The 26,310-nt window shown below is 65.7% G+C and carries 23 protein-coding genes and 1 pseudogene; 13 read left to right on the top strand and 11 right to left on the bottom strand.

The window, feature by feature from the left end; translation table 11 throughout:
* Positions 1-45 precede the first annotated feature (45 nt).
* The 6 genes from AUL31_RS02610 (at position 46) to AUL31_RS02585 (ending at position 2,584) form a co-directional block, all read left to right on the top strand.
* Complete coding sequence (locus tag AUL31_RS02610) at positions 46-387, top strand: DUF427 domain-containing protein (protein WP_060600857.1); 342 nt, start codon at positions 46-48, stop codon at positions 385-387.
* Positions 388-450: 63 nt separating this feature from the next.
* Positions 451-897: a DUF2383 domain-containing protein gene (locus AUL31_RS02605; protein WP_060600854.1), complete on the top strand. Its 447-nt coding sequence runs from the start codon at positions 451-453 to the stop codon at positions 895-897.
* Positions 898-969: 72 nt separating this feature from the next.
* Positions 970-1,581: a cysteine hydrolase family protein gene (locus AUL31_RS02600; protein WP_073468980.1), complete on the top strand. Its 612-nt coding sequence runs from the start codon at positions 970-972 to the stop codon at positions 1,579-1,581.
* A gap of 119 nt (positions 1,582-1,700) precedes the next feature.
* A complete protein-coding gene (locus AUL31_RS02595) occupies positions 1,701-1,964 on the top strand; it encodes a hypothetical protein (RefSeq protein WP_060600848.1) in 264 nt (87 codons plus the stop codon).
* 63 nt (positions 1,965-2,027) lie between these two features.
* Entirely contained in the window at positions 2,028-2,348 is a 321-nt protein-coding gene (locus AUL31_RS02590; protein ID WP_060600844.1) for a hypothetical protein, read from the top strand.
* The gene (locus AUL31_RS02585; protein ID WP_060600840.1) at positions 2,345-2,584 is read left to right on the top strand and encodes a hypothetical protein; all 240 of its coding nucleotides are present in this window, start codon (positions 2,345-2,347) and stop codon (positions 2,582-2,584) included. The genes AUL31_RS02590 and AUL31_RS02585 overlap by 4 nt, the downstream gene beginning before the upstream one ends.
* A 69-nt stretch (positions 2,585-2,653) precedes the next feature.
* Here the strand turns inward: AUL31_RS02585 and chrA are convergent, their stop codons facing one another.
* The gene (gene chrA / locus AUL31_RS02580; RefSeq protein WP_060600836.1) at positions 2,654-3,880 is read right to left on the bottom strand and encodes a chromate efflux transporter; all 1,227 of its coding nucleotides are present in this window, start codon (positions 3,878-3,880) and stop codon (positions 2,654-2,656) included.
* A gap of 93 nt (positions 3,881-3,973) precedes the next feature.
* On the bottom strand, positions 3,974-4,219 hold the full coding sequence (locus AUL31_RS19875; RefSeq protein ID WP_073469067.1) for a hypothetical protein: 246 nt from the start codon (positions 4,217-4,219) through the stop codon (positions 3,974-3,976).
* A 166-nt stretch (positions 4,220-4,385) separates the two neighbouring features.
* On the opposite strand from AUL31_RS19875, the gene AUL31_RS02570 reads away from it, so the two are divergent.
* From AUL31_RS02570 to AUL31_RS02560, 3 genes are read left to right on the top strand one after another with little or no spacing between them, the layout of a single operon-like run.
* A complete protein-coding gene (locus AUL31_RS02570) occupies positions 4,386-5,162 on the top strand; it encodes an N-acyl amino acid synthase FeeM domain-containing protein (protein ID WP_200801660.1) in 777 nt (258 codons plus the stop codon).
* Between the two features lie 3 nt (positions 5,163-5,165).
* Positions 5,166-5,720: a methyltransferase family protein gene (locus tag AUL31_RS02565; RefSeq protein ID WP_060600830.1), complete on the top strand. Its 555-nt coding sequence runs from the start codon at positions 5,166-5,168 to the stop codon at positions 5,718-5,720.
* Complete coding sequence (locus AUL31_RS02560; RefSeq protein WP_060600825.1) at positions 5,720-8,008, top strand: putative bifunctional diguanylate cyclase/phosphodiesterase; 2,289 nt, start codon at positions 5,720-5,722, stop codon at positions 8,006-8,008. The genes AUL31_RS02565 and AUL31_RS02560 overlap by 1 nt, the downstream gene beginning before the upstream one ends.
* 8 nt (positions 8,009-8,016) lie before the next feature.
* On the opposite strand, the gene AUL31_RS02555 is transcribed toward AUL31_RS02560, so the two are convergent.
* Entirely contained in the window at positions 8,017-8,565 is a 549-nt protein-coding gene (locus AUL31_RS02555) for a serine acetyltransferase (RefSeq protein WP_060600822.1), read from the bottom strand.
* A 234-nt stretch (positions 8,566-8,799) separates the two neighbouring features.
* Between AUL31_RS02555 and AUL31_RS02550 the strand changes: the two genes are divergently transcribed.
* Positions 8,800-9,261, top strand: a complete 462-nt coding sequence (locus tag AUL31_RS02550; RefSeq protein ID WP_060600818.1) for a DUF3597 domain-containing protein — start codon at positions 8,800-8,802, stop codon at positions 9,259-9,261.
* Between the two features lie 232 nt (positions 9,262-9,493).
* A complete protein-coding gene (locus AUL31_RS02545; protein ID WP_060600815.1) occupies positions 9,494-11,263 on the top strand; it encodes a DEAD/DEAH box helicase in 1,770 nt (589 codons plus the stop codon).
* Positions 11,264-11,313: 50 nt separating this feature from the next.
* Here the strand turns inward: AUL31_RS02545 and AUL31_RS02540 are convergent, their stop codons facing one another.
* The 4 genes from AUL31_RS02540 to AUL31_RS02525 all read right to left on the bottom strand — a co-directional run bounded on the left by AUL31_RS02540 (position 11,314) and on the right by AUL31_RS02525 (position 14,285).
* A complete protein-coding gene (locus tag AUL31_RS02540) occupies positions 11,314-11,760 on the bottom strand; it encodes a DoxX family protein (protein ID WP_060600812.1) in 447 nt (148 codons plus the stop codon).
* A 97-nt stretch (positions 11,761-11,857) separates the two neighbouring features.
* Positions 11,858-12,178, bottom strand: coding sequence for a hypothetical protein (locus AUL31_RS02535; protein ID WP_060600809.1), 321 nt, complete (start codon positions 12,176-12,178; stop codon positions 11,858-11,860).
* A gap of 65 nt (positions 12,179-12,243) precedes the next feature.
* Complete coding sequence (locus tag AUL31_RS02530) at positions 12,244-12,639, bottom strand: diacylglycerol kinase (RefSeq protein WP_073468979.1); 396 nt, start codon at positions 12,637-12,639, stop codon at positions 12,244-12,246.
* Entirely contained in the window at positions 12,636-14,285 is a 1,650-nt protein-coding gene (locus tag AUL31_RS02525) for a phosphoethanolamine transferase (protein ID WP_060600806.1), read from the bottom strand. Before AUL31_RS02525 ends, AUL31_RS02530 begins: the two co-directional genes overlap by 4 nt.
* A 119-nt stretch (positions 14,286-14,404) precedes the next feature.
* Between AUL31_RS02525 and AUL31_RS02520 the strand changes: the two genes are divergently transcribed.
* Complete coding sequence (locus AUL31_RS02520) at positions 14,405-15,076, top strand: response regulator transcription factor (protein WP_060600802.1); 672 nt, start codon at positions 14,405-14,407, stop codon at positions 15,074-15,076.
* A gap of 6 nt (positions 15,077-15,082) precedes the next feature.
* A pseudogene (locus AUL31_RS20640) lies at positions 15,083-16,387 on the top strand (sensor histidine kinase); the annotation flags it as partial.
* Here the strand turns inward: AUL31_RS20640 and pbpC are convergent.
* The 4 genes from pbpC to AUL31_RS02495 form a co-directional block, all read right to left on the bottom strand.
* Entirely contained in the window at positions 16,361-18,508 is a 2,148-nt protein-coding gene (gene pbpC / locus AUL31_RS02510; RefSeq protein ID WP_073468977.1) for a penicillin-binding protein 1C, read from the bottom strand. The pseudogene AUL31_RS20640 and the gene pbpC overlap by 27 nt on opposite strands.
* On the bottom strand, positions 18,505-23,856 hold the full coding sequence (locus AUL31_RS02505; protein ID WP_060600794.1) for an alpha-2-macroglobulin family protein: 5,352 nt from the start codon (positions 23,854-23,856) through the stop codon (positions 18,505-18,507). Before AUL31_RS02505 ends, pbpC begins: the two co-directional genes overlap by 4 nt.
* 73 nt (positions 23,857-23,929) lie before the next feature.
* Positions 23,930-25,552 carry an FAD-dependent oxidoreductase gene (locus AUL31_RS02500; RefSeq protein ID WP_060600792.1) on the bottom strand — a complete coding sequence of 541 codons (1,623 nt, stop codon included), beginning with the start codon at positions 25,550-25,552 and terminating at the stop codon, positions 23,930-23,932.
* A 128-nt stretch (positions 25,553-25,680) separates the two neighbouring features.
* Positions 25,681-26,274: a cell wall hydrolase gene (locus AUL31_RS02495; RefSeq protein WP_082646747.1), complete on the bottom strand. Its 594-nt coding sequence runs from the start codon at positions 26,272-26,274 to the stop codon at positions 25,681-25,683.
* Positions 26,275-26,310 lie beyond the last annotated feature (36 nt).

The raw sequence follows: 26,310 nt of genomic DNA, 5'->3' as shown, positions 1-26,310 counted from the left end.
CGCACGCCCGGTTTGGCGGCTGCCGATATCTGCAAAGGGTATGCAATGTCAGACGATCTGAAACATCTCACGATTTCCGAAGTGCCCGGCAATCTGACGGTCAGGCATCACGATGCGGTACTGGCATCGAGTACGCGGGCCCTGAAGGTGAGCGGAGAGCGCGAAGGGGCCGCTTATTATTTCCCGGCTTCCGACGTTTACACCGAGCATATGAGCGCGCTTGGCCCAGGTGAATTGCCCGATGGCAGGCGCGTGAACTTCCTGACGATTACTGCGTCCGGGGGTGGCCTGCAGGATGCTGCCTGGGAGATTTCCGACGACACCGGAGGTCAGCTCAGCGGTTACATCGGGTTCGATCCAACCTTGGTCGGCCTGACCGGCCTGTAGGCGGCGCAACTGAGACAGCGCAGCCCCGCCACTTAACTTGAAACACGATGAAGGAGATGTCCGATGGTTACCACAGTCGGAACTGAGAACACGTTTGAGAAGCTCGTTCAGAACCTGCTTATCCTCGAACACGATGCGATCGCCGCGTACGAGTCGACGATCGATAAACTCGAAGACCAGGCCTCCAAAACCAGGATCGCCGAGTTCAAGGCCGATCACGAAAGCCACGTGAGCGAATTGACGCGGCTGGCGGGCGCAATCGGTACCACCGCCCCGCAGGAAGGTGACGCCAAACAGTACCTGACGACGGGGAAGGTCGCTCTGGCATCGCTGATCGGGGACAAGACGATCCTCAAGGCGATGTCGACCAACGAGATCGAGACCAAGATGGCGTACGACCAAGCCTCGAAAAACGAAACCGCGACCCCGGACGCCCGGGCGTTTTTTCAGAAAGCCTTTGCGGATGAATCCCGCCACAAGCAATGGATGGACGCTGCCGCTGCCGGCTGACGGAACGCCGCCGCCCGTGCCTCGGATGACCTGGGGCACGGGGGCCGTGCGGTGCAATGGCGGTACATCGCTATGAGTGCTCAGGGGTTGGTTCATGGCCCGATTTGCGACGACTGCGTGCATCTATGCGTAGATATGCAGCAGCTTTTCGCGCCTGGGGGCCCGTGGGAAGTCCCCTGGATGGAGACCATTCTTCCTGCGGTCGAAAAGCTGGCGTCACGGCACGCCGACCGAACGGTGTTCACCCGATTTGTGCCACCGGCGCGAGCCGAGGACACATATGGGAGCTGGCAGCGTTACTACCGGCGCTGGGCGAATGTGACACTGGACCAGATGGATCCGGGGTTGGTGGATCTGGTGCCGCCGCTGGCCCGGTTCGTTCCCCCGGCCAGGATGATCGATAAACGGGTCTATTCTCCGTGGATGGAGGGCGACCTCGATCGTCTGCTGTCGCAAAGTCGTGTCCGGTCTCTTGTTGTCAGCGGCGGCGAGACCGACGTTTGCGTTCTTGCCACCGTGCTCGGCGCCGTCGATCGCGGCTACCGGGTCATAGTGGCCACCGACGCCATTTGCAGTTCGGCCGATGAAACGCACGATGCTCTGATGCAGCTTTATCGCTCACGGTTCACCGAGCAGATCGAGATGGCAAGCGTGGTCGAGATATTGGATAGCTGGCGTCCTTAAAATCGGCAGGCCGAGGCAGCGTGATCGCCTGTTGGAATCCCATTGCGTCCAGTTCGTCGCACCAACGGAACGGAGCTGCGCAGCACCCCTTATTCCTTCAACGGAGCACGGAGGATGCAATGTCCAGAACAACCAATGTCGGTGAAAACCCGAACGACAAGATGCCGGATGGCAATCCGCTGAAGCCGGGCGAGGTCGTGACCGACGATGATGCCAGCTCGGCCGAAATGGAACGCGAAGTCGAGGAAGACCTCGACGAGATGGACGAGGACGGTGACGCCGAAGACATCGACGATGTCGGCGCCGAAGGCCTGCGGTTACCCAGCGATGATGGCCGGCCGGGCCACCTTGACGAAGAGGACGAGCAGCCCGGACTGGCTTGAACCCGGACCAGAGCTGCGCCGATCGCGTCCAACGCTTCACTGCTGCAAATACAGGAGGCAGTCATGCCAGATAGATATCAAGACGAGAACAAGCTCGACGAGCGCCCGAAACCGGGCGACCAGGACCGCCCGATGACCACCGAGGAAAAGCTGGACACGTCGCTGGAAGATACGTTCCCGACATCCGACCCCGTCCCGGCAAGCCATGTGGACGGGCCCGAAGTCATCCATACGGACGAACCGGCCCATGCGGACAAAGGCCCGGCCGAGCGGAAGGGCTTGTCACCCACCTACGACGATGGGGTCGAAGTGGGAGAGGAAGACGCTCCGCTCGACGATGCCGGCAACCCGCTGAACGACGATGCGGGTGCGGATCGCCGATGAGCATCACGGACAAGGGCTTATCCATTCTCGTTTTTGCCGCCTACCACCAGTTGGCGAGTGGAGAGATCGTCCGGGATGTCGTCCTGAATGATGGATCGGGTCATCGAGCCGATCCGGATGGCATATCCGAAATGGTGAACGCGGAAATGATCGAGGTCGACGGTGACCGGGGTCGCCTCACCGACCGCGGTCTGGAAACGCTGGCCCGCCTGATCGACGCGATACGCGCGGCATAGCGCGTATCGAAAGGCCCGACATTTCCAAAAAACTGTAGAGGCGGCCGGCGTTTTCGCCGGCCGCCTTATTCATAGCGCGGCGATCAGGACGCCGCCGAGCGCACCGAGGACGACGACCAGCCAGGGCGCGACTTTCCAGGCGGTGAGCAGGACAAAGCAGGCAAGGCCAAGTGCGAAGGACAGGTCGTCGACGATGGCGCTCGTAAACAACGGATCGTAGAGCGCAGTTGCAAGAATTCCGACAACCGCTGCGTTGGCGCCGCGCATAAAAGCCTGGGCGCTTGGACGGCTTCGCAAACCGTCCCAGAACGCCATTGCGCCGGCAAGCAGCAGAAAGCCTGGCAGGAAGATCGCAAGCAGGGCGACGGCAGCTCCGACAAGGCCGTTTGGCATGCTTGGCAGGAGCGCCCCGAGATAGGCGGCGAAGGAAAACAGCGGGCCCGGCACAGCCTGCGCCGCCCCATATCCGGCAAGGAACGTATCCGTCGACAGCCAACCGGTTTGCACGGTCGCGGCTTCCAGAAGCGGGAGAACCACATGGCCACCACCGAAGACCAGCGAGCCGGACCTGTAGAAGGCGTCGACGACGTCGAGCATATCGGAGCCGAAAGCGGACGCGATGAGGGGAAGACCGACAAGCAGAGCCAGGAACAGGGCCAGGCTGCCGATGCCGAAGGCGCGCGTAACGCCGAAATTCAGAGGCGCGGTAGGCCGTGACGCATCGGAGCGGCACCATAGAAGCCCGGCACCGGCTCCGGTAGCGATTGCGGCGACCTGACCGAACGCCCCCGGCACGAGAGCCAGTATCAGGACGGCCGCCACCGCAATCGTTGCGCGTTCCCGATCGGGACAGAGGCTTCGGGCCATGCCAAGAACCGCCTGGGCGACGATCGCCACCGCGACGATCTTCAGGCCCAGGATGGCGCCGTGCTGCAGCGGCCCGCCGAATGAGGCGGCGCTGTATGCGAAGGCCAACAGACATATCGCCGACGGAAGGGTGAACATGGCAAAGGCGGCCAACGCACCCCATGGGCCGGCCCGCAGAAACCCCAGCGCAGCCCCAACCTGGCTCGACGTCGGGCCCGGCAGAAACTGGCACAAGGCGACGAGATCGGCATAGCCGCCATCGTCGATCCAGCGGCGGCGCGCCACGAACTCGGTGCGGAAGTAGCCAAGATGCGCAATCGGACCGCCGAAGGAGGTCAAGCCGAGCTTCAGGAAGGCAAGCGCGACCTCCCTTGGCGAGCCGTGATGCCGGGATGTCGGGTCGGCGAGCGTGTCCGGGGCGTCCTTCATCGAAACCTGTTCACGGTGAAACGCGCTACGCCAGATGACATGGGGGATATGACAAGCCGGTGACGATGCCGGATCGATGCGGCCCCTTTCGCCTCATCTGCCGTCGGGGCGGCGATGGCCCAGTCTGGCGAATTGAGCATCCAGCTTGAGTTGTGCAGAATCGGGCTCTGCGAACCCTCCATCGACCAGCCCGTTGCGCCATCCATGCCAGTAGGCGCGCGAGACTTCGCCCAGCGCACACGGCGTGCCGCTGAGCCCGTCGAGATATCCGCACAACACATCACCCTCATCCAAAGTGCGAAACTCGGCGACGGTTTCGACGGGTTGAAAGATCTGCACGGAGAATGACCCCTTCACCAAATGGGATACCCGCCAGACGCCGGGGCTTTCACTGACCCCACCGGGGCCGTCACAATAACGGTGCCTGGCCGCATCGTCATCCTCCTGCCCCGGTCGACACCGGGGCCGACGACCGACTGGGTTGCTCCAACAATGAGGCCCATCGATGAACCATACTCTGTCGCCGTTCCCCACCGATACGCAATCGCAGCACGATGCGGTAGCGCAAGCACCGACCAAGACGCCGCAGGCGCGCCGGGTTCGCTCCGCGGCCCGGTCCGAGGACTATGTGGCGCGACTCGCGGTCGCCGATTCGGTCCGCAACGATGCCTACCGCGTCCGCTATCGCAGTTATGTGGCCGGTGGCCACATCGAGCCGAATGCATCCGGCCTGTTCAAGGACATTTATGACGACATGCCGAATGCCAGCACCATCGTGATCTACGATGGCGATGTCGCCATCGCATCGGTGCGCACCTGCACGCTGGCGCGCGGAACCGACCTGACCTCACCGGCGCGCGATGCGTTCCGCGACGAAGTCGACGACCTGTTGAACAGGGATGAGGGCAGTTCGTTTTCGGGCCGCGGTATCGAGGTCACGCGCCTGGTTCGCAGCCCCGAGGCCGAGAACAACCAGGGATTGGTTTTCCTGCTCTATCGCATGGCCGGATATGTGGCCCTGTGCGCCCACAGCCAGGTGCATCTGGCCTGTGTGCGCGCCAACCACGCGCCCTTCTACCGCCGTCTCGGCTATGAGGCGGCATCCGACCTGCGCCCCTATCCCGGGCTGAGCTGCCCGATGCGCCTGATGGCAAGCGACCGCCCGCGATACGACAAGGTACGCCAGGCCGTACCCGCCATGGACCCGCTGGCGGGCTCCACCGGAAATCTCGACGGCTTCTTCAAGGGCGAAGCCGTAACCCTGTCGCTGAAGGGAGCCTGAGCGATGTTGAAGTTTCTTGTCATCTTCTTCGCCATCATCCCCCTCGCCTCTTTCAGCTGGGGATTGCAGCGACATTTCCGCGCGCCAGACGGCATGCCATCCGGCATGCGCGCCCTGACGGCCGCCAGCACCATCGCCACCTTGCTGTTTCTGTATCTGGTGGTCACGGGCGACACTGCCGGCGCGCCGGCTGCGGGCTTCATCGCCCTGTGCTGCGCTTCGACGGCGCTGTTCTGGTGGGCGGTCCGGACCACAAGCCACAGGCCGCCGCAACTGGCGCACAGCGAAGCCGATCCCGATGCACTTCACCAGGCGGGGCCATATGCCTTCGTGCGCCATCCTTTCTATCTGGCCTACTGCCTGTTCTGGTTCGGGACGGCGATGGCGGTGGGCGGAATACAATGGCTGGTCGCGACTCCTTTGATCATATGGTACTTCGCAATTGCAAAAGGTGAAGAAAGGCGCTTTCTCAATACGACGATGGCAGCGTCCTACACCGAGTACCGGGGTCGGACCGGAATGATCGTTCCAAAGGTGCACGGGATGCTGCGGCGGTGATGCGTTGGGAGTCAGTCCAGGCTTTGTCGAGGAGAGGCGCAGCTACGCTGCGCCGCCTTCTCCGGTTAAAGCCGCCGCAGTCGCGCCAGGACGACGAAACGCTTTACGACCAGGCAAGCCTGCTGTTCTACCTGAGCATGCTCTTCACGGCGACGGGCGTCGTCAACGCGATCTTCATCGTACTCAACTTCCATCCCTTCGAGCGCCCGCTGCTGCCGCTGGCGGGCGTCGTCATCCTTTTCATCTACGCGCTCATCATGGATGCGGCGCTGCGCTGGCGGCGCACCAACCGCGCATTCGCCTATCTGAAGCGCGCATGCGTCCTGTATTTCACGCTCGGCATCGCATGGGGCGCGCTCATCAACCTGCTCGCCTACTATGGAGATAACGGGCAACACGCTTTGATCATCGGCCTTGCGCTGGGTGTCGTATCCACCCCGATCATCTGCGTTCCGGCCATCGTCGCCTTCAGTTTCTTCGTGCCGGTTGCAACCCTGTCCATCATCGCGGTCGCATTTCTGGGCATGGCCGATGCGGTCACAGCCATCGCCTTCACCTCCTATACGCTCTACGCCATCGTCGGCATCATCTGCACCAACCTCGCCTTCGACGGTCGCTCCCGGGCGCAGGCTGCCCTTCGGCGCGAAATCACCACCGTGAATATCTTCCTTCGGGAATTTCAGGAGGGGTCTTCCGACTGGCTCTGGGAAACCGATGCAAGGGGCCACCTGCGGTCGATGCCGGCAAATCTGCCGCTTCTGCCCGGCCGGGGTGCCGACGCGCCCGCCGAAAGGCGCCTCGACACCGTCATGCAGGCGTCCGAGGATGCCGATCGGCATCCACAACTGGCGGACTTCATCGCAAGAGGGCTTGCCTTCCGCGACATCACCGCGACGGCCAGAAGCGGCGCGCAACAACGCTGGTTCCAGTTGACCGGACACCCGGTGCACAGCGACGACGGGCAGATCACCGGTTTTCGGGGTATCGGCCGCGATATCACGGAGCGCTACGAAGCGGACCGGAAACTGGCCTATATGGCGCGCCATGACGGGCTGACCGGGCTTCTTAACCGCAAGGCCTTCGTGGCCCTGATCGAGGATGCCTGCCGCAATGGCGGACGTTTCGTGCTTGTCAGCATCGACCTCGACGACTTCAAGACTACCAACGACACCTACGGCCACCACCTCGGCGACCAGCTCCTGGCAACCGTTGCGGACCGTATCCGGTCCATCCTGCGGCCGTCGGACGCGGCGGGGCGGCTTGGCGGGGACGAATTCGCCGTGCTGTTTGCCGACATGGACCTGGAAGAGGGCGTCGCGGCGGCAGACCGGCTGTCGGAGCTTATTACCGCACGCATGGCGCTGCACGGCCGCAGCGTGAAGCCGAGCGCCAGCCTTGGCCTTGCCGCATCGAAGGACGACGGTATGGATGCGTCGCGGCTGTTCTTCATGGCCGACCTGGCCCTGTACAAGGCGAAGGCCGAGGGGAAAGGCATCGTCTATGCGTTCACGCGCGAGCTCGAGGAAGAGTATCACGCCCGGCTGCTTCAGGAGGAAGAGCTGGCCGAGGCGATCGATCGCGGCCAGATCGCCGTCGTCTATCAGCCCATCGTCGATCTTTTCACCGGACAGGTCGTCTGCCTGGAGGCGCTGGCGCGCTGGTGGCATCCCGACCGGGGGGCCGTATCACCCGACAAATTCATCCCGGTGGCGGAAGCAAGCGGGCTGATCGACCGGCTGGGAGAACTGGTTCTGCGGCGCGCCTGCGAGGCCGCCGGCCAGTGGCCGGCTACCGTGCAGGTCAACGTGAACCTGTCGCCGCAACAGCTTGCAAGCGGGCGCTTTCCGGGCCTTCTCGCCGACGTGCTTGCCGAGACGGGGCTGGCGCCATCGAGACTCGGCATCGAAATCACCGAAAGCATCTTCATCGATTTCTTCAACGAGGCGCTGGACCAGCTATCGGCGATCAAGGCGCTTGGGGTGAAGCTCGTGCTCGACGATTTCGGTACCGGCTACTCTTCGCTCGGTTATGTCCGCAAGATCAACGTCGATGGGCTGAAGATCGACGCCAGTTTCCTTCGCCAGTTGCCCGACCGGAAGGTGGAAGCCATCATCCGGACCGTTGCCCGCCTGACGGCCGATCTGAACATTCACCTGGTCGCCGAAGGCATAGAAAACCACACCCAGCTACAGTGGCTGCGCGCCAACGGCATCCATTTCGGCCAGGGATATTTGCTCGGTCGGCCACGAGACGATCCGCCGATGGGCAAGGTCGACATCGCCCCCTGATCGGCGGCTTACGCCGCGCGCGCAACCCTTGTCTCAACCCTGTCCTTCCGGGGCGGCAGGATGCGCGCCGGAATGCCGACTGCGGTGTGGTAGGCCGGAACATCCGTCAGCACCACCGCATTGGCGCCGATGACGGCATGGTCGCCGATCGTCACGTCGCCGAGAATCTTGGCTCCGGCGCCGATATCGACATGCCCGCCGAGCCTGGGCGACCCGGTTTCGCCCGCTGCCAGCGTTACCTGCTGGAAAATCATGCAGTTGGGGCCGATGCGGCTGTCGGGATGGATGACGATGCCATTGGGATGCGGCATCAGGAAGCCACCGCCGATATCGGCTTCGAGATTGATCTCGCACTGCGTGACCACCGACCAGAAGCGATGCACGTTCTTCCACCATTGCTGCCGGAAAACGCGGAGCAACCCAGATGACTGCGAGGCCTTCTGATAGTTACGGATCGCCTGGATCAAACGCCGGGACGGATCCCACAGACGTTGCGGTTTTTCCCGCGACCAGTCTGCTACCGACGCCGAAACCAGCTCGACACCCACCTTTGCCATGCGACGAGACTCCCTCGATACAACGCTCTTGATCGGCGTACTTCATGGGAAGCTATCTCTGTTCCGGACGTAAACGCGCAAGGGTTGTCTGACCTCAACTAAAGGTTGAGCTCGCACGACCGATCATCAGATCGGCGTAGCATTTCCCGGCGGGTGGCAAATGGAACCCCTGCCCTGCTTGCAGGTTGGGCTTGCGACCCTAGAAATCTCTTTATTGTGAACGGAGGACAAAGCATGGGTATTTTCGATCGCATCAAGAACGCAATCTGGGGTGAGGCCGAGGCCGCAGAGCCGGCGGCAACCGCAGAGCCGACAGCAACCCCGACTGCGCAGCCGACGACTGCTCCGGCTACGCCATCGGCACCATCGCCATCGACGACGGCCCAGGCCGCTCCGGCGCCCACTCCCTCGGCACCGTCGGCATCGACAGCGGGCAGTGCGGAAGTGGACATCGGCGCGGTGCTGGACAATGCGGTTTCGAAAAGCGGTCAGTCGCTCAACTGGAAAACCTCCATCGTCGATCTGATGAAGGCGCTTGGGCTCGACAGCAGCCTTTCCAGCCGCAAGGAACTGGCACAGGAGCTTGGCTATACCGGCGACACGGACGATTCCGCCACGATGAACATCTGGCTGCACAAGCAGGTTATCCAGAAGCTCAAGGCCAATGGCGGCAAGGTGCCCGCCGATCTGAGCTGACACCACCGGGCGTCAGGCATCGATCTGCATTTGCAGGGGCGGTCCGCCATTCCGGCGGGCCGCCCCATTTTTATGTCGCGCGTGACTTTGCGTCCGGTTTGGTGTAGGACGCACGCAGGATCCGGCAAAACTCGAGCATGCGGTGCTTCCGTTGCCGGCGCACCCCTTGCCCTATCGAACCCATTGCCGTTGGATTGCGGAGCGCGATCCTGCCTTCATAAGGATTGCCGACATGCCGTTTCCCGCCACCAACGCCGCGCTTGCGCGCGCCCTTGCCACACAAGCCTACGACGAACCGACAGAGGTGCAGGCCGCCGTGCTGCGCCCCGACGCCGAAGGCCGCGACCTGCTGGTGTCGGCCCAGACCGGCTCGGGCAAGACGGTCGCCTTCGGCCTTGCCATCGCCTCGACCCTTTTGGGCGATGCCGAGCGTTTCGACGCCGGCTCCGCCCCGCTTGCGCTGATCATCGCACCGACCCGTGAGCTGGCACTGCAGGTGCATCGCGAGCTGACCTGGCTGTATGCCGAAACGGGTGCTTCCATCGCCACCTGCGTCGGCGGCATGGACCCGCGCACCGAGCAACGGCGCCTGCGCGCCGGCTGCCATATCGTTGTTGGAACGCCGGGCCGCCTGCGCGACCATTTCGAGCGCGGTGCGCTGTCGCTGGCGTCGCTGCGCGCCGTCGTTCTGGACGAAGCAGACGAGATGCTGGACCTCGGGTTCCGCGAAGATCTCGAACTGCTTCTGGAAGCGACGCCGAAAGGCCGACGCACGCTTCTGTTCTCGGCTACGCTGCCGAAATCCATCGTCAGCCTGACTGGCCAGTACCAGACCAACGCGCTGCGCATCCAGACGAGCAACGGCACGAAGGCGCATGCGGATATCGCCTACAAGGCCATCCGCATCATGCCCAATGAAACCGAGCACGCGACCGTCAACCTGCTGCGCTACCACGATGCCGGCAGCGCCATCGTATTCTGCAACACGCGGGAAGCGGTTCGCCGCCTGCACGCAAGCCTTGTCGAGCGCGGCTTCACCGCCGTCGCCCTGTCGGGCGAGCTGGGCCAAAAGGAGCGCAACGCCGCCATGCAGGCACTGCGCGACGGGCATGCCCGCGTCTGTGTCGCCACCGACGTCGCGGCACGCGGGATCGATCTTCCCAATCTGGGCCTCGTCATCCATGCCGAGCTGCCGTCCGACAGCGAGACGCTGCAGCATCGCAGTGGCCGCACCGGGCGTGCCGGCCGCAAGGGCGTCTCGGTGCTGCTGGTACCGCCGGCACGCCGCCGCAAGGCCGAGCGCCTGCTGGCCGAGGCCAGCGTTCGCCCGCAATGGGGCCCGGCGCCTTCGCCGGACGACGTTCGCCGCAAGGACGAGGAGCGCTTCCTGTCCGACCCGCTCCTTTCCGGGGAATCCACCGAGGAAGAGACCGCGCTGGCCCAGAGGCTGGCCGAGGGCCGTTCCCCGCTGGAGCTGGCCGCCGCATTGGTGCGGCTGTACCGCCAGAAACTGCCTGCCGCCGAGGATATCGGCGATCCGGGCTCGGACATGGGCAAGGGCCGTCCGGAACGTGACTTCGCTCCCGCCGCCCGTGGACCTGCCGGTGACATGGTATGGTTCAAGGTCGGGGTCGGCCGCAACGCCAACGCCGACCCGCGCTGGCTGCTGCCCATGATCTGCCGTCGCGGCAAGATCAGCCGGCAGGAAATCGGCGCGATCCGCATCTTCGAACGGGAAACCCGTTTCGAGGTGGCGGAATCCGCGGCAGGCGGCTTTGCGGAAGCGGCCCGTCACGCCGATGGCGACGATGCCACGATCACGCCGAGCACCGCGCCGGATGCGAAGATGTTCTCCAAGCCGGCCTTCAGCAAGTACGGCAAGCCGGCCTACTCGAAGTCGGGCAAGCCGGCATCGGGCAAGCCGTCATTCGGCAAGCCCGGCTTCGGCAAGCAGCGTAGTGCCGGCGCCAAGGCGCACCACAAGGGCCAGGCTGCGGGCTGACCCATCGTTTTCGAGGCGGCTTCGACAGTGAAGCCGCCTCGATACGCCGTCTAGAACTGGCGGCCCAGCTTCGCGTCCACCGAGTGCCGGTTGGCCCCGATGGCAAAGAAGTAGAATGTGATCGCCGCCCAGAGGATCGATTTCTCGGCGCCGGAATAGCCTTCGCCCCGCGTGATCCAGTGGAACCACACCGTGACGAGCAGGACGATGGTCGTGCCGAGGGCGGCCGGGCGGGTGAACAGGCCGATGGCCAGCAGCAGCCCACCGAAGAATTCCGTGATCGCCAGAAGCGGCGACCAGAAGACCCCCGGATAGAAGCCGAGCCCCTCTACCATTCCGATCGCGCCGAAGGGGTTGAGGATTTTCGGAAAGCCGTGCGTCATCAGCGCGACGCCGCAGATGACGCGCAACAGCGTCTCCGCCGGAGTGCCGAGTGCGCCGTAGAAGCCCGAAAGCGCCGGAATGCGCAGCCGGGTGCGGTCCATGTGATTGCTCATGTCTTGTCCTGTCATACTGTCGGGCAGCCGCCGGAAGGCCATTCGCCCGCGGAACCCAAGTCCGCCGGCAGGCTGCCATTGAAGGTCTGGTCGTCGATCAGGAAAGACGGGTTCGAGGGGGCGGGTCGTCCCGCGCGGGCGGTTGGCCTTCCGGCAGCCCCACCACATGGGAAGGCAACCAGGCTCCATCGGCAAAGCGTGCCGCCGGCGCGTGGCCACGTCCCAGCACCGCCATGCCGCATTTGGCGTCAGTCTTGGATTGCATCGGCAGCGCGGCGGAAGCCGGCTCCACCGGGCAACTGCGCTGCACCTCCTGCTTGGAGGGGCATCCGCCGGCAATGACCAGCCCCGCGCGCGACGTCAGGGTTGCCGCGAGGCTGAAGGCGATGACCAGAAACAGGCGCAGGGCGTAGCTCACAAAAACTTCTCTACGGGACAGTCGAGCAGGCGGCAAGGCCCGACTGCAACGCAACATTCCGCGCTCTAGCCGGCCAGGGCCCGCCACAAGGCAAGGCCGGCCCATGCCGTGTTTGCGACGATCATGGCCAGCACGGAAAACGAGCCGAGATCCTTGGCCTGCTGTGCGAAGGCCGAAAACTCCGGCGACACCCTGTCGACCAGCAGCTCGATGGCCGTGTTGACCGCTTCGAAGGCGAACAGGCCGCAAAGCAGCACGAACTGCCCCACAAGGGCGCCGGCCCCTGCCCCTGCCAGGGCAAGACCCCCCATCGCGGCGACAGCCCCCAGCAGCTCGTGCCGGAAGGCCGTCTCCGCCATCAGGCGCCGGAGGCCGCCCATCGAATAGGACAAGGCGCCGGCCAGATGACGCAGCCCCATTTGTTTGGCGGGGGCCGTGCGAAAGCCCATATCGGCGCTCATGAACGCTGCTCCGGCAGTTGCGCGAGCACACCGCCGGCCCTGCCCCGGCACGCGGCAAACATGTCGAGCGCCGGCTGATAGGCAGAGGTGGCCACCTCCGAGAGGCCCAGCATGGTATGGAACACGTTGTCATGCGACAGCGGCGCATCGGCAAGGTTGCGGACGCAGCCCTGGTCTAGGCCGACAAGTGCGGCATAGGACGGCGAAAACCACGCGATCATCGGGACGCGGGTCTGCGTATCGGGCGCCATGAAATAGGGCGCGCCATGCAGGAAAAGCCCATTCTCGCCAAGTGATTCCCCGTGGTCGGAAACGAAGAAGAGGTTGGTTGCCAGCTCCTGGTGCCTGTCCAGAAGGCGGATCGCCTCGGCCAGGATGTGATCCGTATAGGCAATGGTGTTGTCGTAGGCGTTGACGATCTCTTCGCGCGTGCAGTCGGCGAACTGGCTTGTGTGGCAGGCCGGTTTGAAGCGCTCGAACGCGGCCGGGTAGCGGGCAGAGTAGGCCGGCCCGTGGCTTCCGAGCTGGTGCAGCACGATCACGCTGTTGCCCTTGACGCCATCCAGTGCCACGGCAAGCCGGTTGACGAGGACATCATCCAGGCATTCGCCGCCCTCGCAGTAGCGATCGTCGGCCTTTGCGGGCAGAAACTCGTACGCCATGCGGTCGGCGACCTGCATGGAGCCGGTATCGTTGTCGTACCACGCCACGGAAAGCCCGGCATGGGACAGGACGTCGGTCAGGTTCTGCGTCGCCAGCGCCTTCGGCTCCGTATAATCGGCCCTTGGATAGACCGAGAACATGCAGGGCACCGAGACGGCCGTCGATGTGCCGCAGCTCGATACGTCGTTGAAGCTGGCCACGTTCAGCGCCCGCAATTCCGGCGTCGTATCCCGCGCGTAGCCGGCCAGGCCGAAGTTTTGCGCCCGCGCCGTCTCGCCCACGACGAACACCGTGACGACCGGCTTCTGCGACCTGGCGACCCGCTCGGACTGCCGGGCATCGAGCCCGAGCGGCTCGGCGACGATGTTGCGCTCCCGCGTCAGGCGGTCGGCGTATCGGACGGCGGCGCCGATGGGTGCGACGGGGTTGAGGCTGGCCATCAGGTCGCGATGCGCGCGGAACGTGCCGGAGAAGGCCTGGTAGTTGGCGAAGACGATGCCGATTGCCAGAAGAAGCGCGGGGAAAATGACCAGGCTGTTGCGCCGCACCTTGGAAAGGAAGGGCCTGTGCCGGATGCGCACCGCTGCGATGAAGGCGGCCGGCAGCAGCCCGTAGATAAGAAGATGCAGCGCCATATCGGGGGAGACGAGGTGGCGCGCCTCGCCCGGTGTCGTCAACAGGATGTTCTGGATCATCTGCCGGTCGATCACCGTGCCGAACGTGTCGGTATAGTAGGAGGCCGCAGCGGCGACCAGCACGAGCAGGATGAACAGGGGTTTTATCAGATACTTGACGGAAACGGTGGTGAGCCCCGCCAGGAACAGCGCGAACAGCCCCGCCGCAAACATGGCAAGGGCTTCGACATGCTCCCCGAAATAGGCGAACGCCTTGGCCCAGAACGTGGCGTTGGTTGCGAAAAGTATGTAGGCGGCGGTGAGCGCCGAAAGCGCGACACTGCCGATTACGGGTCGGGAAGGACGCATCCTGCCTCCGTCTGCGAAATTGCGGATGGCGAAGGCAGTATCGGGCCCGCATGTCGGGCGACTGGCCGGCACTATACAATTTCGTATAGTTGTCGATGCCGGGTGTGCGGGAGTGGCGGATGAAACTGTTGCTGATCGAGGATGATTCCGGCATCGCCGGCTATATCGGCGCCGGCCTTGCCGAGGCGGGCCACGGCGTGGACAGGGCGGCGGACGGTTTGTCCGGCATGGAGCTGGCCTGCACGCGCGATTACGATGCCCTGATCGTCGACAGGATGCTGCCGGGCCTGGACGGGTTGTCGCTGGTGCGCGCCCTGCGCTCGGCCGGGCGCGATGCGCCGATCCTGTTTCTTACCTCGCTGGGGGGCGTCGACGACCGGGTCGAGGGGCTGGAGGCCGGCGCCGACGACTATCTTCTGAAGCCCTTTGCCTTTTCCGAGCTTCTGGCGCGGCTGAACGCTCTGACGCGGCGCGGGCCCGCCCGGCGCGAGGAAACGGTGCTGGAAGCAGGCGAACTGCGGATGAACCTCGTTTCGCGCAGCGTGACGCGCGGCGGCGTCGCGGTGGACCTGCAGCCGCGCGAGTTCCAGCTTCTGGAATATCTGATGCGCAACAAGGGGCGCCTCGTCACCCGCACCATGCTGCTGGAGCGCGTCTGGGATTTCCATTTCGACCCGCAGACCAATGTGGTGGAAACGCATATCAGCCGGCTGCGTGCCAAGGTGGACAAACCCTTCGGCAACGAGATCATCCGCACCGTGCGCGGCTCGGGCTACATACTGGAAGCCTGACGACCCATGTTCCGCACCCTCGCCTTCCGCTTTGCCGGAACCTATGCGCTGATCTTCACCCTGTTCGTCTCGATGATCCTGGGCGTCGTCTATATCGTCGCCACGCAGGAAATTCGCGGCATTTCGGAGCGCGAGATCCAATACGACATGCAGGCGCTGCGCTCGGCCTACGACACCGGCGGCATATCGCAGCTATCGCTGGCCATCAGCGAGCACGCCGAAGGCGCGCCCGGCGACGATTTCTATCTTCTGGCCGAAAACGGGCGGATGATCGCCGGCAATATCCCGAAGGACGTATGGCACGAAGGCTGGCAGGAAATGCGTCTGCCGCACGCCATCGTGCAGGCCGACCAGGACCTGAAAGACGCGGCCGCGATGAACAGCGACGACGAAGTCCGCCTGTTCAGCTTCGGGGAAACGATGGGCCCCTATCAGGTGCTGGCCGGACGCAATTCGCATATCCTGCACGAGACGCAGGAGATCGTCCTGTTCTGCCTGCTCGTGGGCAGCGTCGCCATCGCCATCGGCGCCCTCGTCACGGGTTTCGCCTTGAGCCGGGAGCCGGCCGCCCGGGTGAACGCCATCCTGGCGCTGACGCGGCAGGTCACCTCGGGGCGTTTCGACGGGCGGCTGCCCGTCAGGCGGCGCGGCGACGAGATCGACCGGCTGGCCGAGCATATCAATGTCATGCTGGCGCGGATCGAGCGGTTGATGGACAGTCTGCGGCAGGTGTCCACCGACATCGCGCACGATCTGCGCACGCCGCTGGCACGGCTGCGGCAGCGGCTGGACCGCCTTCAGGCGCATCCGCCGACGCCTTCCGAGTTCGATGCCGCGATGGATGGCGCCATTGCCGAGGCCGACGGGATCATCGAGACATTCAATGCCCTGCTGCGCATCGCCCAGGTGGAAGCCGGCGTGCGCCGCGAGCGGTTTCGCACCACCGACCTGTCTGCCTTGACCGCGCGGATCTGCGACATCTACGCCGATGTCGCGGCCGATGCCGGGCACACGTTGACCTTCGATACGGACAGCGCCCTGCAGGTTTCGGGCGATCCGGACCTTCTCACGCAGATGATGGCGAATCTGATCGAGAACGCGATCAACCATGCGCCCGCGCCGGCCCGCATCGCCGTGACGCTCCGCGGCCAGGCGGACGGGCCGGTGCTGTGGCGTATCGAGGATGACGGTCCCGGCATACCGGAGGCCGAGCGCGGCAACGTCTTCCGCCGCCTGTACCGCCTGAACTCCAGCCGCAGCACACCGGGCAACGGGCTTGGCCTGTCAATGGTGGCCGCTATCGCGGACCTCCACCGGGCCACCGTCCGCCTCGACGACGCCGCGCCCGGCCTGCGCGTCAGCCTGCGTTTCGACGGGCTGGTCGACGAAGACGGAGGTGCTGGCCGCAACCCCCTCGCTGTCGACGACGGAAATATCGGCAAAGCCGGCTGACGCCAGCGGATAGGCGGCTTCCCGCCCGAATACGCCCGACAGCGCCGGCCGGCCGCCGACATACCAGGTGAATGGGGGCCGGCCACCCCGCACCTTCAATGCCAATGGCGCACCGGAGGCGCCGGGGGCAAGTTCGATCCGGGCACCGGCTGGCGGGTAGACGATCTGGGGCGCGTCGGCGGGCTGAAGCCGCCCGGCCACAGTGCCCACCTTGCGCATATGAGACGGCAACCGGGCATTGCCCGCGGCCAGGATTCCGGGTGGCGGCCCGGGCAACCGCTCGGCGCCGCCAAGCCTGGAGAAGACACCCTTCAACAGCGGAAGCGCCGCATCCTGCCCCACAAGGCCGGGAACGGGCACGCCGTCCGGCCGGCCCACCCAGACGCCTGCCACATACCGCCCGTCATAGCCGAGGCTCCAGGCGTCGCGGTAGCCGTAGGACGTACCCGTCTTGTAGGCGAGGCTGCCCGGCGGACCGCTGGCGGTCGTCGGCGCGCCGGCCAGAACCGATGTCACATACCATGCCGCCGCCTGCGACAGCATGCGGTGGCCGCCTTGCCGGGGCCCCTCCTCATACGACAGCGGCATGGCCAGCCCGCCATTGGCGAGGCCCCCGTACAGGCGCAGGAGATCTTCCAGCGAGATGCCGAGCCCGCCCAGACCGATGGCCAGCCCGGGCAGGCTGTTGCTGCCCAGCTCCGGCGTGGCCCCTGCCCGCCGCATGCGCTGGATAAGCCGCGACGGCCCGACGGCGCGCAGCAGCTCCACGGCGGGCAGGTTGCGCGACAATTGCAGGGCGCGGCGAACCGTCATCACGCCCTCGTAGCCATGGTCGAAATTCTGCGGCCGGTAACCCGCGAAGCTGGTGGGACGGTCGTCCACCAGACTTTCCGGGTGCGCCACGCCGCGTTCGAACGCCAGGCCGTAGATCAGCGGCTTCAACGTCGATCCGGGAGAGCGGCGCGCCCGTGTCAGGTCCACATAACCCTGGCGCGTCCGATCGAACATGTCGGCCGAGCCTACCTGCGCGACAACCTCGCCTGTGCGATAGTCGCCCACCATCAGCGCCAGCCCGGCGGTGCCGGGCAGATTGGCGGATTCGCGACGGGCGTAATCTTCCAGGCGCGCCTGCAGCCCGGCATCGATGGTCAGGCGATAGAGCACCCGGCCGGGGTTGTCGCGCCGCAGCCTGTCGGTCAGATGCGCGGCCATCATCGGCATGGCGCGGCGTTGGCGCGGGATCGGCTCGCGCATGGCACGGTCGGCCTCGGCCTGCGACAGGACTTCAAGTTCGGCCATCCGCGCCAGGACACGGTTGCGCGCGCGTTCCGCACGCTCGGGATAAAGGTCCGGCCGGAACCGCTCGGGCGCTTGCGGCAACGCCACCAGAAGCGCGGCCTCACCTGCCGTCAGGCGGCGCGGCTCCTTGCCGAACCAGGCAAGACTGGCGGCCCGTATCCCTTCCACCGGCCCACCATAGGGCGCCAGGCGCAGATACAGGCTGGCGATTTCGTCCTTGGTGAAGCGCCGTTCCAGCGCCAGCGCAACCACGGCCTGTTCCAGTTTGGCCGTCATGCTGCCGGTCGGCAGGCCGCGCACCATGCGCGCCACCTGCATGGTCAGCGTCGATCCGCCGGAGACGATCCGCCCATGCCGCACCGACTGCCATGCCGCACGGCCGATGGCCAGCCAGTCGATGCCGGAATGGCCTTCGAAGCGCCTGTCCTCCCAGGCCAGCAGCATGCTTAAAAAGCGCGGGTCGACATCGGCCAGCGCCACATCCATGCGCCATCGGCCCGCATCCACGGGAAAGACCCGGAGCAACGCGCCGTTCCTGTCCAGCGCCACGGCCCCCAATTGCGGCTCGCGCCAATCGGCAAGCCGCCTGTCGCCCTCCTGCCGCACGAGGCCCGATACGGCCAGAAGCCCGACAAGAACGGCCAGCAGCGCCGGCAGGATAAGCCAGCGCCCAACCCTCATTGCAGCGGACCGACGACTTCGACAAGGCTCTCCTCTGTCCGCGCCCGCCGCTCCGGCTGGTACATGTTCTCCACCAGCGCGGCCGGATGCAGGAAACGGCCCGGCGAGACGGCCCGCACGATGTAGGCAAAGCGCATCGGCGCGACGTCGCCATCATCCTTGTCGACCGAAGCGATGAACCGGTCGGCCCGAAACTCCGTGTGCGCGGCATCGTCCGTCAGGTCCAGGAAATCCAGTGCGGCCACATCCCCGCCCTTCAGGATCGAAGGGTTGTCGATCTCTAAGCCGGCGGGCAGCGGATCGTCGACGATCAGGCGTGCCGACTGCCGGTCGATGGGCGTCACCTCGATGACGGCCACCAGCCGGTCGCCCTGCGCAACGGTATCAAGCGATGCGGGCGCTCCATCCAGCGTATAGACGCTGCGCGCGATGGCATATCCGGCGCTCTCGCCCGGCAGGGCCACGGTCGGCTTGCCGCGCACGGTGATTTCCGCCGTCAGCGCCTTGGCGCCGGCATTGCGGATTGCTGCCGGCGCAGCCAGCGAGGCCGCATCGAAGCGGGTGGCATAGGCGCCTTCGCGCCGCTCTCCATCGAGTTCCAGCACGGATTTGTCGCGCGTTACGATGGCATGGGCCGCCAGAAGCGACCATGCTTCGTCCTGCGTCGAGGTATAGCGCGCGGCTGCCCGCTCCATGCCGACCTTGCGCACCAGCGGGTCCAGATCCGTACCGGGAATGTCCTGCTCCAGGCCAAGTGTCACGACGCCGGCCGCATCGCGCAGCGCGGAGCCGTAATCGGATCGGCCCAACCGGTCGCCATCGCTGTCGAGTGCGCTCGCAACTGCCGTGCGGTAAACGGTCTCGGCACGGAGCCGGTCACCGTAGAGGGCCAGTGCGGCCGCAAGCTGGGCGCGGGCCAGCGGTGTGGCGAACTCGTCCATGCGGTTGTCCGCCACATAGCGCAGGTCGCCGATCGCCGCACGGCCATTGCGGGCCAGCACGTAATAGGCATAGGCAGCGGACGCCCAGTCCGGCTTTTCCGGCAGATAGGCAACCTGGTTTGCCAGGTTGTCGAGCGCCAGCGACAGCGCTTCGGCCGGCACGGGCTGGCCCTTGGCGGCGGCACGCGACAGGAAATCCGTGACATAGGAATCGAGCCACAGATCGCCGTAATCCGGCGCCCAGAGGCCGAAGCTTCCCGAGGAGCCCTGGTTGGCCAGAATGCCCGAGATGGCCTTAATGACGCGCTCGCCGATATCGGGCCGCTCGCCGAGGCCCGCCGACAGGATCGTCTCGTCGAGATAGAGCATCGGCAGCACGCGGCTGGTGAGCTGCTCCGTACAGCCATAGGGATACAGATCCAGGGCGCGTACCGCACCCGCGACGTCGAAGCCGGGGAAGCTCGACACGGTCAGCGTCGCCGAGGCGGTATCCGGTGCAAGATCGACGAAGATGTCCTGCCCCAGCGTCAGGCTGCGGCCGGCGGCCAGTTCGAGGCTGGAGCGCCGTACGACGTCCGGCCTGAGCGAACGCACGGCCACGCGCATCTGTTTCGTCAGCACCTCTCCGTCCGGCGGTGTCATCTCGAGCGTCAGGGTGGCCTCCCCCTCGTCGATGGCGGTCATCTGGACGAGGCGGCGTATCCGCTGCCCCTCGGCAAGCTCGACCGTGCCCGCCACCGCGCCGTCCAGCCGCAGGACGCCGTCGCCGCCGGTCAAGGCATAGCGGACGGCCCCTGCCGGGCCATCGGCATGGGCAAGGTCGAGCGCGATGCGCGACGTATCGCCGGGGCCGAGGAACAGCGGCCGGCTGATCTGCGCCACCACCGGATCGCGCACCGTAACGCTGGCGTCGGCCTGGCCGACGCCCGTGTCGCTCCAGGCGATGGCCATCAGCTTCAACTCGCCGTCGAAGTCGGGAATATCCAGCGGCACCACGGCGCGGCCGGTACCGTCCAACTGCACCACGCCGGAAAAGAGCGAGACCAGCTCGTCCATCGCAGGCGGGCTGACGGCATCTGCGCCGGCATCGCCGCCGGAGCGCACCGAGCCCGGCGCACCCTGCATGCGGTCGATCAGGCGGCTATAGAGATCGCGGATATCGACACCCAGCCGGCGCTGGCCGAAATACCAGTCGCCGGGCGACGGGGGCTGGAAGTCGGTAATGTTGAGGATACCCGCATCGACGGCGGCAAGCGTCAGGAAGGCACGCTCGCCGGGGCGCACCCCCGACACCTGTACGGGCACGTCCAGCCGCCGGCGCGGACGCATGGATTGCGGCGCTTCGATAGTAACCGACAGCGCCCTTTCCCCCGGGTCCACCGCCGCATAGGCAAGGCCGATGGCACGCGCCGGCATCTGCCGCGCCTCGATATCCATGGGCCGCCAGGCGAAGGCCGTCACATAGGCGCCGGCGCCCCATTCCGCGGTTACGGGCAGGCGCGCCTCTCCACCGCCGGCGGGAACATCCACGACCGTGCGGCCGATGACGCCCTCGCGCATGACGACGATCTCGGCGCGCCCGGCAAACCGGGGCTCGATACGCACCACGGCTTCCTCGCCGACGCTGTAGCGGGGTTTGTCGAGTGTCAGGCGGGCCATGTCGGGCGTATCGGCCGAACCCGCTGCAACATACCAGCCCGCATTGAAGGACAGGCTGGCCGGCACGGCATCCGGGGCGGAGACCACCAGTTCGTAGCCGCCCCAGTCGACCGGCACGGACAGGTTCGCCGGGTCCCCGCCGGCAAGATCGAGCGTACCATCCGCCACGCGCTCCACCCGCCGGATCGGCTCGAAGTTCCACCGGCCATTGGTGGAGTACCACTGAAAATCCGTTGTCACGCGGTTCAGCACCCAGTTCACCCCGGGTGCGGCCACTGGCTGCCCATCCTCGCCGAACAGCGCGACGGAGAAGCTGGCCTGTGAACCCTGCGGAACCGACCCGTCGAAGGCGGGCCTGACAGCCAGCCGCGACCCACGCGAAATCAGCGGAACATCGACGCGGCGCTCCACCGGGCGGCCACCGGCATCCGTGACGCGCACGATCAACTCGGCGGACACCGGACGCGTCGTGCCCGGAACATCGATCACGGGCAAGGACAAGGCCGCACGGCCATCTTCATCGGTGGCAATGGGCTCCAGCGCCTGGCGTCCGGGCGTCGACTCCTCGTCGGCAAGGCCGAACAGCCACCCGCTCAGCCCGGGGAGGCTGCGCACGGCGCTGACCACGATTTCGCCCTCTACCGTCAGGTTGGCGGCCGGCGCCCCGAACAGATAGCGCACGTCGAAGGACAATTCCGGCGGCGCTTGCGGATCGATGGGCCCCGGTTGCGGCAGATCGAAATCGATCTTCTGCGGCTCGAAATCCTGAACCTGGACACTGGTCGAGGCGATGGCCGGACGCTCCGGATCGATGTGCAAGGCCATTCGCCAGCCGCCACGCATGGCTGCGGCGGGCAGATCGACAGCCTGCGCAGTGCCGCCGGCATCGCCCGTCGCCACCGCGCGCCGCAGATACTCCACCCCATCGGGCCGGGTAACGACGAGCGTCAGCGCGGCACCCTCCACCGCGCGGGCCTCACCATCGCGGACCAGCATCGTCAGGTTGACGGTGTCGCCCGGGCGATAGATTCCACGATCCGGCGTCAGGAACACATCCATCGGCCCGGCCGGTGCACGCCCTTCCACCCCCCTGTCCGTCAGGTCGAAGGGGGCGGTCGTCATATCCAGGAACACGAAGTCCTGCCCATCGCCCCGCGAAGCCGTCAACACCGCCGGCCTCTGCCCGCCGTCGCCGGCGCTGAGGCCCGGCGCGAAGACCGCGCGCCCCTCCGCATCGGTCCGGGCCTGCCCCAGAACCTCGTTATTGGCGGCGACGAGTTCCAGATCGATCCCTTCCAGCGCCTCGGCGGTCCCAAGCGAGCGGGCGGAAACGGTCAGTCCGTCGGCGCCGGACAGCGTTGTCAGGCCGATATCGGTGAGCACGAACCATTGCTGCGCGGGGGCGTCGTCCTCGCGCGGCCTGTTGGCCGGCGCGGCCGACAGGATGTAGACGCCGGGCCGGGCCTCGGCCAGCACGTCGCGCAGCGGAATGGCGGTCACCGTCTCTGCGTTCGTGGCGCCCGAGACATCCATTTCGCCGTGCCAGACCTCCTCGCCGGTCTCGCCTGCAATCGTATCGAGCTGATAGGTGGCAAGCTGCGACAGGAACGTGCTTTCGCCTATCGTCCGGGCCAGTTGCCGGTCGCCGATCCGCAGCAGGCGCAGCTTCAGCCGGTCGGTGTTGATGCTGGTGACGGGAATGGAAACCGCGCCGCCGGCCGGCAGGACATAGGCATTGCCGGCAAAATGCGCTGCGGGATCGCGGTCGCGAACATAGATGTTTGTTTCGGCCTGATGCGGCAGCGTCTCTCCGGATGCGGCCGGGATGCCGGCGCGCGCAAGGATGCGGTATCGCTGCCCATGCTTCACCCCCTCCACGCAGATCTGGCTGCCGGATGCCGAGACGGGATAATCGTCACCGCCGTCGACCGACAGGAAGTCGCCCGCAATATCGCCGCCGGAAAGGGATGGCGTCAGATCCTCGGAGAAGTTCAGGCAGATGCGGGGCGTCGCTGCATTATTGTCCACGCTGTTGCCGACGATCCGGAAGCCGTGCGCCGCAAGCGCCTCGTCGAGCCGTCTGGCGATCGCATCGTCGGCGTTCAACGAAACCGCAAGCCGCCACGCGGCGATGGCCGGCTTCCACTCGCCATCCTCGCCGAGCGCGGTGGCCATGACATCGAGCGCCTCTGCCTGCTGGGCCGGGTCTTCGGCCAGCACGAACGCCGAAATGGACGCCGTACGACGCAGGGACGCATTGTCCTGCCGTGCATCCCAATCGTCGGGGCGCGTGTTCAGGGCATCGCGCGCCTCTGCCAGCCAGGACGAAGCGTCCTTCGAAGGGCCGTCCTGCGACAGCCGGGCATTGCGCGCCTCGTCGATCAGCGATGCCGGCAGGAAGGGCAACAGCTTTTCGCGGGCGGCGACCGCATTCGGGTCGGCAATCGTGGCAAGCACGATGCGGCCCGAAAGCGCACCGGGCGTCTGCCGCAGCTCTCCCACCTCTTCCTTCAGGAAGCACCAGCCGCTCGACCGGTTGAGCGTGAAAGCCTTGCAGCGATTATCGGACAGGCAGGCCGTCTCGCAGATGTTCTCGTCGACGTCGCGCAGGATATCGTAGTCATGGCCGAAATAATCGGCATCCGGTGTCGGCACGATGCGGCGCTCGGCCGGCTGTGCCGATGCCGCCTCGACCAGCAGCAGCATTGCAAGAAGCACCTTTGCCGCCAAACGACCGAAACCAGCCATGATAACCTCCCCCCACTGAACGCGACGAAGAGTAGAACAACGCTTCGTGAACGCAAAGAGACAGGGCCAGGCTCTAGAGCGCCATCGCCGGTGCTGCGGACCGCGCTTTGGCGCGGGCGGCGACATGATCGCCGAGGCGAAGCGCCAGCGCCACGGCGGGCAGCGTCGGATTTGCCTGACCGGCGGTCGGGAAGACGGAGCTGCCGGCAAGGTACAGATTGCCGAGATCGAAAGAGCGGCAATCGCCATCGACCACGCCGTCCGAACGGTGTTGCGCCATCCGCGTCAGCCCGATCTGGTGGTAGCCATCCAACGCCTGCGCGCGGGCGTGCTCCACCAGCGCATCCGGGGAAACGCGATAGTGCAGCGTCCCGATCTGTTCGGCCTGCAGCCAGCGGTCGAGGATCGCATGGGAGCGCACCACCGAATCGAGATCGGCGTTGGAAAAGCGCAGATCCACCGCCAGCCGACCATCGGCAGACAGAACGGCCCGGCTGTCCGGGTTCGGTGCATGCTCGGCGTGATAGCGCAGCAGGTAACGGCCTTCGGGGTTGAACAGGGCGAATGTCTTTCCCTCCACCCCACGCCGCAGCAATTGCCGGACGATGCCCTGGCAGGCGCGCAGATCGATGCGGGAGCGGCGCAGATTGGCGAAATGGCCGGCCATCGCGTCCTGACGCGGCCCTGCGGGCGCAAGTCCGGTGCGCACCCTGGGCAGGACGGAAAGGCCCTTCATCGCCATGTAGAGGGTAGAGAGAAGGCCGCTGCCATGTGCGGGGTCCGAGATCGAATAGCTTTCCAGCCAGAAGGCCGTATTCAACAACTCCTGCTGCATCTGGACGGCAGGCCCGAGGGTTAGGCGCCGTCGGCTGACGCCCCCGGCGCGCTGCCGCTGAAACCACAGGCTGCGCGCAAAGCGCGGATCGTTGAAGCGGATTTCGGCCAGATATCCCGTCAGGTGCCCGCAATAGTAGCGGCCAAGCGGTCCGTCTTCCCCGCCGAACAAATCCGGCCGGTCGCGACGCGTCTGCAGAAGCAGCCGCGTATTTTCCAGCCCGCCCGCCGCCAGCGCGAAGGCGCCCGCAGCAACCGGCACAATGCGTCCGGCGCGCTCCACCTCTATGGCGGTGACACGCTGGGACGCGGGATCCACGATCAGGCGGCGGGCCACGCAGCCCGTATGGATCTTCAGGTTGGGCAGGTCGCGAATGGCGTTCGCGTGCAAGGCGGCAATATCGCTGCAACCGCTCCACCACTCGGTGTTGCCGTCATCGACCGTCCTGTCGCCGGACGCGTCAACCGGAAGTTCGGTGGGCTCGCATCCAAGAAAGCGCAACGCCTCGGCATAATGGGAGGCCATGTCCGCATGGGCGATGGGCCAGCCGGAATGGGAAACATGGCCGCGCCGCGGAAAATCGATATCGTCGAAGCGGACGCAACGGCCGCCCCACAGATTGGCGGTGCCGCCCAGCGCGCGCATGACGGCCGTTTCGGCGCCGACATGATGATTGTTCAGAAGTTCGACTGCCGGCACTTCCGCGCGGTGGCCGGACGAGACGGGATAGCCCGCTTCCAGGACCGTAACGGTAAGCCCCTGTCGTGCGCATCGGAAAGCCAGCGCCAGGCCGACGGGGCCGGAGCCGACGATGCAGATATCCGCAATAACGGCGGTATCTGGCGTGTCGTCTATGATCATACGCCTGCCAAGCGTTGCCGCGTCCGGTTTGGGCGAATGCCCTCGACAATCGCAGCGAAGCCTTGCACGTCTTCGCAGGTGCAGCAAGACGAAACTACAACTTTAGGTGTATAATCAACCTTAAGGGGTCAGTAGCTTCCGCCTTGCGCGATCAGCTCCTCGATCGTCATGGCGGAGGGGGCCGGCCGGGGCGCGGCCGGCGCCATGCTGGCCGCGATGCTGCGCGGCGAATAGCGCGGCGATGGGCGGGAGGTGAACATATCCTGCGTCTGCGTCGGGTTCTTGCGCTTTTCGTAGAAGGCGTTACCGCCGGCAATGGCCACGTAGTGCATGTTGTTATACGGGTAGGAATAGCCCGCCGTATGGAAGAACATGGCGTTGTTGCCGACGCCCGTATGCCGCGCGCCGCGCAGCACCTTGCGTGCCGTGGCTTCCGCCAGATCCCGCCCGGCGCCCATCGGCTTGGTGAGTACGCCGGGGGCAAACTGGTTCTTCTGCCCGACGACGCCGCAGACCGATTCCGGATAGCGACCCGAATTCTTGCGGTTCATCACCACGGTTCCGACGGCGACCATGCCCTCTTCGCTGGAGCGGTTGGACTCGAAATACATGACGCGCGTCATGCATTCATGCTCGCTCATCGTCCGCTGCTTGACCGAGGCGCAGCCGGACACGAGCATGATGGTCGACAGAAGCAGTAGGGTCGGGGCGCCAAGCCGCATCGGAGGGTTCCAGCCGTCGCAAACAGGCCGGCATTC

Source organism: Aureimonas altamirensis, from assembly GCF_001463885.1.
GTDB lineage: Bacteria > Pseudomonadota > Alphaproteobacteria > Rhizobiales > Rhizobiaceae > Aureimonas > Aureimonas altamirensis.
This window is presented reverse-complemented; position numbering and strand designations above follow the sequence as displayed.